The sequence below is a fragment of the uncultured Leptotrichia sp. genome (genome assembly GCF_938036635.1).
GTDB lineage: Bacteria > Fusobacteriota > Fusobacteriia > Fusobacteriales > Leptotrichiaceae > Leptotrichia > Leptotrichia hongkongensis.
This window is the reverse complement of record NZ_CALHQO010000474.1, coordinates 1-8,891: the sequence shown is the minus strand read 5'-3', so window position 1 is coordinate 8,891 and position 8,891 is coordinate 1. Positions and strand designations below refer to the sequence as shown.

At 30.6% G+C, this 8,891-nt stretch carries 11 protein-coding genes and 1 riboswitch; all 11 genes read right to left on the bottom strand.

Annotated features, from left to right (window positions below; translation table 11 throughout):
* Positions 1-720, bottom strand: a 720-nt coding sequence (locus tag Q0370_RS09625; protein WP_299575103.1) for a hypothetical protein, incomplete at its 3' end; no start/stop codon positions are given.
* Positions 696-1,424, bottom strand: a complete 729-nt coding sequence (gene cobI / locus Q0370_RS09620; RefSeq protein ID WP_299575101.1) for a precorrin-2 C(20)-methyltransferase — start codon at positions 1,422-1,424, stop codon at positions 696-698. The genes cobI and Q0370_RS09625, both read right to left, overlap by 25 nt.
* A gap of 10 nt (positions 1,425-1,434) precedes the next feature.
* Entirely contained in the window at positions 1,435-1,632 is a 198-nt protein-coding gene (locus Q0370_RS09615) for a hypothetical protein (protein ID WP_299575099.1), read from the bottom strand.
* 289 nt (positions 1,633-1,921) lie between these two features.
* Complete coding sequence (gene cbiD, locus Q0370_RS09610) at positions 1,922-3,028, bottom strand: cobalt-precorrin-5B (C(1))-methyltransferase CbiD (RefSeq protein ID WP_147006364.1); 1,107 nt, start codon at positions 3,026-3,028, stop codon at positions 1,922-1,924.
* Positions 3,029-3,162: 134 nt separating this feature from the next.
* A complete protein-coding gene (locus Q0370_RS09605) occupies positions 3,163-3,819 on the bottom strand; it encodes a precorrin-8X methylmutase (protein WP_299575095.1) in 657 nt (218 codons plus the stop codon).
* Positions 3,820-3,958: 139 nt separating this feature from the next.
* Positions 3,959-5,302: a cobyrinate a,c-diamide synthase gene (locus tag Q0370_RS09600; protein ID WP_147006366.1), complete on the bottom strand. Its 1,344-nt coding sequence runs from the start codon at positions 5,300-5,302 to the stop codon at positions 3,959-3,961.
* Positions 5,299-6,105 carry an energy-coupling factor ABC transporter ATP-binding protein gene (locus tag Q0370_RS09595; protein ID WP_299575092.1) on the bottom strand — a complete coding sequence of 269 codons (807 nt, stop codon included), beginning with the start codon at positions 6,103-6,105 and terminating at the stop codon, positions 5,299-5,301. Before Q0370_RS09595 ends, Q0370_RS09600 begins: the two co-directional genes overlap by 4 nt.
* Positions 6,098-6,790 (bottom strand): CbiQ family ECF transporter T component, encoded by a 693-nt coding sequence (locus Q0370_RS09590; protein ID WP_299575089.1) that lies wholly within the window; start codon positions 6,788-6,790, stop codon positions 6,098-6,100. Before Q0370_RS09590 ends, Q0370_RS09595 begins: the two co-directional genes overlap by 8 nt.
* Positions 6,777-7,079 carry an energy-coupling factor ABC transporter substrate-binding protein gene (locus Q0370_RS09585; protein ID WP_012806217.1) on the bottom strand — a complete coding sequence of 101 codons (303 nt, stop codon included), beginning with the start codon at positions 7,077-7,079 and terminating at the stop codon, positions 6,777-6,779. Before Q0370_RS09585 ends, Q0370_RS09590 begins: the two co-directional genes overlap by 14 nt.
* Complete coding sequence (locus Q0370_RS09580) at positions 7,079-7,786, bottom strand: energy-coupling factor ABC transporter permease (RefSeq protein WP_299575084.1); 708 nt, start codon at positions 7,784-7,786, stop codon at positions 7,079-7,081. The genes Q0370_RS09585 and Q0370_RS09580 overlap by 1 nt, the downstream gene beginning before the upstream one ends.
* A gap of 193 nt (positions 7,787-7,979) precedes the next feature.
* Positions 7,980-8,163: riboswitch (cobalamin riboswitch) on the bottom strand.
* A 22-nt stretch (positions 8,164-8,185) separates the two neighbouring features.
* A partial coding sequence (locus Q0370_RS09575; RefSeq protein ID WP_299575082.1) for a sirohydrochlorin cobaltochelatase occupies positions 8,186-8,891 on the bottom strand: 706 nt, incomplete at its 5' end.

Here is an 8,891-nt window from a genome sequence, read left to right as displayed (position 1 = left end):
AATCTGAGTTTCTTTAAAATACATCAAAACTTTATATGGAAAAGTATAAATTATTGCATAATAGTCTTCTTTATACCAATTAAAGCCCATAAAAATAAATATTCCCATAATTATTAGACAACCTGCTATTGTCAGTATTCTTACAACTTCAATTTCTTCTTTATCAAAATACTTTTTTATAAAAAATCCAAAACAAATATTGATAACAACAAATGGAATTAAAATACTAAATTTCATTCCATCTTCATAACTTTCCATTGGAATTCCAAAACAAATTGCAAAACTAGGAATCAAAAAATACATTGTAACAAACCACAATATAATTTTAGAAACTTTAGACAAATAACTTCTAATCTTTATTTTACTTCTAAATATTCCTAAAATGAATAGTCCATTGAAAAAACATAATTTTATAACTCCCATAATATCTATTCTAAACAATAATATTATTGACAAAATTATAAAAAATATTGGCAATTTCAAAATTTTATCATTTTCATATTCTTTACTTTTTCCTAATAAATAAAATATTAAACCAAAAAATACGCCTGCTACTATCGAAAATATTACTTCAAAAACTATACGAAATGGCAAATTAAAACCATAATCCCAATCATATTTTCCAATCCAGAAATAATACATAAATAATAAAATTTGTAAAACTATAAATATTATTATTTTAGGTTTTAACTTTTTTACGCTTTTAGAAATCTTTTCCATTGTCCCATTCCCTGTTTTTTAAGAATTAATGTAGAAAAATAATGTACACTTTCAACATTTTCAATATCTGTAATAATTTCTTCATTTTCTTTCCCACAGTTTGAAACAATAACTATATTTTCTTTATTTCCTGTTTCAATAATCGCTTTTTTTATTCTCTCAAAATCTCGGCTAATTTTCATTAACACTAGATTTTCGTTATTTTCAATTTCTTTATGAACATCAGTCTTTCTGCTAACAGAGACTATTTTTAAATCTTCATCTCCAACCATAAGCGGTATATTAAGTCTTGCCGCAATACTATTAAACGAAGTTATCCCAGCAATAGTTTCAACTTCCACATCATCTGAAATATGTTCCAATACATAAGTATAAGTACTATAAGTCATTGGGTCACCTATTGTTAAAAACGCTACATTTTTACCTTTTTCCAATTCAGCACTTATTACATCCGCATTATTTTTTCTAAAAACTTTTCTCGCTTCCACATCCCTTATCATAGGAAACTCCAAAAATAGCTGCTCTACTTCTGGTTTTACATATTCTTTTACAATATTAAAGGCTGTACTTCCTTCTCCACTTTTTGCCTCAGGCAGTACTATCACATCTACTTCATGCAGTCTTTTTGCTGCTTTAACTGTTATATTTTCAGGATCTCCTACTCCTACTCCTATTCCATAGAATTTACCTAATTTACTAGCCATTTTTTCTCCTCTAATTTATTTTTTCTACACTATAAATATATTTTATTGCATTTTCAACTTCTTCTCTTGAAGCAGAATAAAAATTAATAATTAATAAATAACCTTCAGTCATAATCCCGCAAGAAATAGAATAAGTTTTTTCATTATCTTCATAATAATCATATTCATAGCATTTAAGCTTAAAATTCTCTATTTTAAAATCATTCAAATTCAGCTTCTTTTCTTCTAGTTGTTTATTATTTCCTAGTTCTATATTTTTAATGATTTTTTTTTATTATATAATTTTCAGGAATACATTCCACAAATTTTAAAATTTTGTCCTTTTTAAGGAATATAATCCTATAATTCAAAAAACTATCAATGAGGTTTTACTAACTTTTTCTTATTCATAAATTTAATTAAACTTTTTTATAAGCTATATATATCACAGTATATAGTCCGATTTTTTGACCTATTGGCAATAACCATAACAACTTCTCTATCCTTAAAGCTATTTTTTAAAAATTATCAAAAAAGTGCTTACTATGCCCTATAACTTCTTTTTCAGCTGATAAAATCAATGTTTCCACTTCCAGATTCCAGCCATTTTTTCTACAATGTTCCTCACATTTTTGTTTTGCTTTTTCAGCTAGCAAGTTAAAGACTTCTTTTTTTTCAATATATCCAGAAGCCTCTTCAGTTGTATTCGATTCCAGAATTTTATAGACATTTTCTAGCTTTTCACCCACTAACAATGCGTTTGCAGCCAAAATTTCCATTTTTGCATCAGAAACTCGACTGTGTGTATGAAAAATTCCTCCTGCCACTTTTACAAATTTTCCTAATTCTCCAATAAAATAAATTTTCTTAACTTCAAATTCACATGCCTTGTCAAACATATATCCCACAAAATTACTGATTACAACACCTTCTTCAGATTTTTCTGGAAATTCCTTTTTCAAAAACATTTTTCCTCTATTTCCAAAAAGAAATATCGCTGTTTTTGTATTAAAATATGTTAAATTTTGCTTCAGCTCTATTGCAAGGGAAGCCTTCCATGACTCTTCAGACATCGGACGTACAATTCCCATTGTTCCAAGAATAGAAATTCCGCCAATAATTCCTAATTTCCCATTCATTGTTTTTTTGGCAGCTTCTTCACCCAGAGGCACGCTAATTTCAACATCTACTCCTTTTCCAGATGGAAGAAGTTCTTTCACAATACCAGTCAGCATTTTCATTGGCGTTGGATTTATTGCTGATTTTCCAACTTCAACAGGAAGTCCAATTTTTGTGACTTTTCCGACTCCTTTTCCTCCAAAAATATTGATTTTATCATCTTCTCTAAAACTTACTTTTGATATGATTTCTAGACCGTGTGTCGCATCAGGGTCATCTCCCCCATCTTTTATGACAGTTGCTGTTGCATAATCCTCTGTCTTTTCAAAAGACTTAATCTTAATTTTTATCTTTTTACCTGCTGGAACATCTATTTCAACTTCTTCGACTTTTTCAGCTTTTCCTAGTAAAAGTAACAGTGCCGCCTTAGTCGCTGCTGTTGCCGAACTTCCTGTGGTATAGCCATATCGCAGTTTTCTACCGTTAAAATATACATAATTTTCCATTTTTATTTCTCCACAATTATACTAAAATATATCTGAAAATGCTCAAAACTAATAAATTTTCAGTGTTTTTGATTAAATAAAATCAAAATACTAAAAATAAATTTTGGATTTTCAGATATTTACAAATTCATTTATTAATTATTAAAATATTTATCTCTTTCATACATTTGATAAAGGATTCCGTGCATTACACCAACTGCAACTGTACTTCCACCTTTTGTTCCATTTGTTCGTATAAACGGAACATTGTATTTTGAAAGTTCTGCTTTAGATTCAGGACATCCCACAAATCCAACTGGAACTCCAACTATCAATTTCGGTACATTTTCCCCTTCTTTTTCCATTTTTTCAAGTAATGTAAACAATGCTGTTGGAGCATTTCCGATTACAAAAATTTTTGTTTGCGGATCTTTTAACGCTCTTTCCAATCCAACCATCGAACGTGTAATTCCTCTTTCCTTCGCTTCTCTAGCCACATCCGGATCTGCCACTAGACAATATGCCTCTGCTCCAAATTTTTTCAGACCATTTTTATTCAATCCATTAACAATCATGTTTGTATCACAATAAATTTTGCAATTTCCAGCTTCTAATGCTTCTTTTGCTGATTCAATTGGATTATTATGAAATTCAACAATGTTCACATAATCAAAATCTCCAGTTGTATGAATCAATCTTTTTACGATTAATTGCTCTTCTTCACTAAAATGGTCTGCTTTCCCAGCCAACCCTTCTGTAATCATCTCAAAACTCCTTACCTCAATCGATTTTGGATCTTTAATATATGACATAATTTATTCTCCTTTTATTTATTTGAATATGTTAATAACTTTATTTTTTACTTTTGTTTATTTAATAATATTTTTTCATCTATATTTCTAATTTGTTTTCACGCAAAAGCAATGAACAACGTACTCTTACTTGAAAAAGCTACAGCTTTTCTATCAAGTATTTAAAAAACTCTATATTTGAATAAAACGAAATATGCGGGTATCCTGCTAGAAGACTGTTTTTTCTATATCCGCAAACCCAATTTCTTCCATCATTTTTTTCTATTTTATAAAATTTTTCTTTTTCATTATCTACAGAAATTTCTGAATAATGAAATTCGTGTCCTTTTGTACAAATTCCATTTTCGGCTTTTATATTTATATATCCAAATCTTCCGATATTCAGCCTATTTTTCATAGAAATTTCCACATCTATCAGTCCACAGAAATCTCCACTATTTCCATCTAGCAAATTCAGTTTATTTGTTAAGTAGATAAATCCGCCACATTCTCCGTAGATTTTTACTCCATTTTCATAAGCCTGCTTTATACTTTCCTTCATAGATACATTTTCAGACAATTCTTTCCAGTAAAGTTCAGGATAACCTCCGCCAAGATAAATCATATCAAGATTTTCTGGTATTTTTTCGTCTTTTACAGGGCTAAATTCTACTATTTCTAATCCTGAAAATCTCATCAGTTCCAGATTTGACTCATAGTAAAATGAAAATGCACCATCTTTAGCAACTCCAACACGTTTTCCTTTATATTTATTCTTTAAGTCCTTTATTGGCTCAAAACTGTCCATACTGCTTTTTGTTTCAAATTCTTCTGCTATTTCGTAAATTTTTTCTAAATCTAAGCAATTTTGTGCAATTTCCTTAAACAGCTGTTTCTTTTCCTCAAGCTCTTTTGAACCTTTCAATTCAAAAGCCTGTTTTAATCCCAGATGTCTGCTTTCCACCGATAATTTCTCATTTTTCGGCAAATATCCTACGCATTCTATCCCCGTAAATCTTTCTACCGCTTCCTTCAAGTTCAAGTATAGTTTTTCAGAAGAAACATTATTTAAAATAATGCCCTTTATTTTAACATTTTTATCAAACAGCTTGAAACCCAAAACTTCGGCAGCTATGCTTGTGGAGATTCCTTTTGCGTTAACTACAAGAATTACTGGTATATCAAGTATTCTTGATACATGAGCTGTACTAAAATTATCCTTTTCATGCCCAATTCCATCATAAAGCCCCATAACTCCCTCAACTATAGCGATATTGCTTCCTTTCGCTCCTGTTTCAAATATATGCCTTAACGTACTTTCATCAAACATAAAAGCATCTAAATTACGAGATTTATTTCCCGTGAACAACTCATGATAACCAGGGTCGATGTAGTCTGGACCAACTTTAAAAGGTGCCACATTTTCAAAAGCTGACATCAATATGCTGCTTACTGTAGTCTTTCCACCACCACTCATTGCTCCCGATATAAGTATTTTTTTCATAGCAAGTTTTTTTCCTCCAAAAATTTATAATAATCATTTTCATCAAGATTTTTATACTTGAGATAACTTTTTATTTTCAGTACATTTGGAATATTCAAATTTAATTTCTTCAAAAATTCAAAATCCTCAAAAACCTCGTCCCTGCTCCCTTGCCGTACAATTCTCCCTTTTTCAAGGACATAGATATAGTCAGCAAATTCATAGGCAAAATCTGTATCGTGAGTTGATACCACCATTGTTTTTCCTGCTTTGGAAAAATTATCTAGAATTTCTGATACTCTTTTTGTATTTTTAGAATCGAGCCATGCAGTTGGCTCATCTAGAATAAGAAGTTCTGGCTCCATTGCCGTAATTGCAGCTATTGAGACCCTTTTTTTCTGTCCATAGCTCAAATGATGACAAGGTCTATCTTTTAAATCTGTTATATTGATTTCTTCCATTGCCCTGTTTACATTTTTTTCTACTTCCTCTTTGGAATATCCAAGATTTTCGGGTCCATAAGCTACTTCCTGAAATACTAAAGGTGCAAAAATCTGTATTTCAGGATCCTGAAAAATTATCCCAACTTTTTTTCTCAATTCTTCCAGATTTTTCTTTTTATGTTCTATTTTTTTATCTTCAAAATAAATATTTCCCTTTTGTGCTTTCAAAAGTCCATTCATTATTAAAAATAATGTTGATTTTCCTGAGCCATTTTCCCCAAGAAATAATGTTTTCTTACCTTTTTCTATATTCAAAGTCACATCTTTTAGAGCCTCTGTATCTTCATCATACGAAAAAGTTATATTTTCAAGTCTAAGCATTGTATTTTACCACCAAATATAAATTTATTATAACTATTATTATTACGAATATTATTTCAAACCCAATTTTTTTATATTTTCTATGAGAAAAAATAAACTCCTTTCCCATTCTTGATTCCACAGCCTTTATAGAATTCAGATTATAGTAGTATGTTTTTTTTAGTATAGCAACTACTAGCATCGGAAATGACTTCATCCCATTTTTAAAACTGCTGTATCCTAGCCTTACTTCCTGTGCATTATGTAATTTTTCCTTATTGTCAAATAATAAAAATATATATCTGTAAATCAGTAAAAACATTTCCCTAAATATTTTAGGAAATTTCAGCTTTGCAAATATATAGTCCAAATCTATAATTGGAGTAGAACAAATAAGGAAATAAACTACAGCTATTGAGGAAAATGAACGTAGCAAAAATGTCCATATATCCGCTTTTATAAACAGCAAGGAAATTACAGTCGTTAAAATAAATAAAGCCGGAATAAAGTTCAGCTTTAATAAGTCGCCTATTTTTACTTTTACAACAAATAAGAGAAGTAAGTTAAACAGTATAAAATTAAAAATAAATACTGTTTTACTTCCTGTATAAAGCAAAAATACTAATGTCGTCATTGACAATATAAACTTTACTCCGGGATTTATATTTTTTATGGGATTTGTGTAAGATACCTTATCTATTAGCATTTTTTCTTTCACCTTTGAAATAGCCTAATACATACCCTACAATTCCTGCACCTAATGCCGCCTGTAATGCAAACAGCAGACTTTCAGTTTCATCTCCTGGTAATTCTATTAAATTTTTAGCCCATGGCTCATAATCAGGTTTTATAGTTTTTATTACTTCTTCTCCCTTGTCATCAGATCCTCCAAATTCAGATTTTACGAGAAATAAAGGAATAACACCTATTAAGATTATTGCAATTATTAAAATAATATTCTTTTTAAATACACTTTTGTTTTTATTTTCCGACATTAAGCTTCCACCTCTTTTACGTTATATTTTTCAAGTATATTCATCACCACGTTTGTAAGCAACCCTTCAATAACTGCAAGAGGAACCTGAGTTACTGCAAATACCGCTCCAAATTTGATAAATGAAGCAACTACTCCACCTTGTGGAGATGGATATGCAAGTGCAAGCTGAATTGATGTTACCACGTAAGTCGCAAGATCTCCTAACGCCGCTGCCAAAAATACCGCTACCGCCTTATTCTTTTTCTCAAATCCTTTATACACTAAATATGATACAATTGGTCCTGCAATTGCCATTGAAACAGCGTTTGCTCCCAAAGTTGTAAATCCTCCGTGTGCAAGCAATCCTGCTTGAAATATTAATACGATTGTTCCAAGAATGGAAGTTACAAAAGGTCCGTATAATATAGCAGATAGCCCTACTCCTGTAGGATGTGATGAACTTCCTGTAACTGACGGAATTTTTAGTGCAGACAATACAAATATAAATGCACCAGCCAATGCAAGCGTCATTTTTTCCCGCACGCTCCCTTTAGAAACAGATTGAAGCTTCTTTATTCCTATTATCCAAAACGGAATACACACTGCAAACCATACTATAACCCAATTTAAAGGTAAAAAACCTTCCATAATGTGCATTGAATAACCATTTACACCTATTAACAGCATACTGGTTAAAACCAAAAACAATAATGTTCTCTTTTTCATTTTCTCTCCTTCTCCAAATTTAATTTTAACCTTCGGCAAGTTCCAAAAAAAAATCAGCCAAAGCTGAAGCCAATACACGTCAAAACTTCCACAACAATAACTATATCACCATCGTATAGTACGCTTATGGAACAAATCACCGTTGATTTATTTTTACATTGATGTATATTAAATCTTCCCTTCCCAGAAAATTTTATATAAAAAATTATTAGGCAAGTCTCCTGACTAACTTCATCCTACTCGTACCCTTCCCAAAATATCCAAGATATCTCAGTGGTTTTGTGTACTTTCGTCAGCTTCACAGTAGTGGGGGCTGTATCGGATTCTAACCGATTTCCTTATTAAGTTTGTAAAACGCCTATTATTCACTATAAATGTTATATTATTTTTCTATATTTGTCAAGCCAAATAAACAGCTTCCAGTTTATCCATAAACATTTTACGAATAAATTCATACTCTCCCATCCCTTTTAAAACCGATGTTACTTCATAGCCTTCATTTTTTAGCATCGTTTTCCACGAATCTTCATTATCAGAAGACATATCATTTTTAGCATGATCTCCAGCTACTATCATAAATGGTTTTAATAGTATTTTTTTAAAGCCTTTTCCCTTCATTTTTTCAATAATATCTTTAATAGTCACTTCTCCTTCAACAGTAGCTATAAAAATATTACTCTTCCCAGCTTTCAAATATTCTTTCTGCAATTTTTGATACGCATAATCTGCCTCACTTTCAGTTCCATGCCCCATAAACACTATGGCATCATCATCTTCAAGGTCATTAAACTCTTTATTTTCTACAATTTTCTTAAAATCTTCATCATCTGCCAAAAGCGGTTTTGATATTTTTCCAAACTTATCATCAAGTTTTGAATATTCAATTCCATCTAAAATATGCAAAGACATTGTTATTATTACTTCAAATCCTTTATCTTTTAAGACTTTTAGTCCTTCCTTCTGGTCAAATATATGAATCCCTTCATTTTTTTCTATTATCCGTCTTATGATTCCTGAAGTATAAGCTCTTTCCACGTTTTCACTTCCATATTTTTCCTCCACTTCCCTTTGGATCGAATCAAGACATTTTTCCCGTGTATCCCTA